The following is an 852-nucleotide window of genomic DNA, read 5'->3' on the forward strand; positions in this document are numbered from 1 at the left end:
GCCCTGTTGCGCTGGCGCAAGGAGAATGAGATCACTGGCCTGTACGCCGTCCCGTACGACACCGAGGTCGAGGTCGGGGTTACGAAGGACTTCCCCCTGGGGCGGTGGGTGCACCAGCAGCGCAAGACGCTGCGCGCCGGCGCACTCGACCCCCACCGCAAGGAGCTGCTGGACGCGCCCGAGGCCGGGATGGTGTGGGAGCCGGGTGAGGAAGCCTGGGAGGCCAAGCTCGCCGCACTCAGGTCGTACCGGCGGGCCACCGGGCACCTCGCACCCCGCCAGGACGCCATCTGGGACGATCCGGCCGGCGACTGTCCCGTGCCCATCGGGCAGCACATGGCCAACCTGCGGCGCAAGGGCGCGAAGACGGGCCTAGGCAAGGACCCGAAACGGGCCAAGCAGCGCGCGGCGCAGCTGCGCCGCGATCGACCCGGACTGGGACTGCCCGGGGCCGCAGGACTGGCAACGCCACTACCGCAACCTCGCCGACCTGGTCGACGCCGACGGCCACCTGCCCGACATTCAGCCCGGCGTACTCATGGACGGCGACGACATCGGCACATGGCTCCAGCAGCAGAAGCAGCCGGCCGTCTGGGCGCGGCTCCTGCCCGAGCAGCAGGAACGGCTGACCGTGCTGGGCATCAAGCCATTGGAGGAGCCGGCCCCCGCCCTCGTGGCCGCGCGTACAGTGAAGGGCCCGGGCAAGGCGCAGCAGGCGTTCCAGCGGGGACTTGCGGCCCTCGCGCAGTGGGTCGAACGCGAAGGCCACCACCGACCCGTCCCACGCGGGCACACCGAGCAGATCACCGTCGACGACGAGACCGAACCAGTGACCGTGAAACTCGGCGTATG

Annotated in this window: 1 pseudogene; it reads left to right on the plus strand. The window is 71.0% G+C overall.

Annotated features, from left to right (window positions below):
- Positions 1-852, plus strand: a pseudogene (locus BFF77_RS32655) (helicase associated domain-containing protein); the annotation flags it as partial.

Source organism: Streptomyces lushanensis, assembly GCF_001700515.1.
In the GTDB taxonomy this organism is placed as follows: domain Bacteria; phylum Actinomycetota; class Actinomycetes; order Streptomycetales; family Streptomycetaceae; genus Streptomyces; species Streptomyces lushanensis.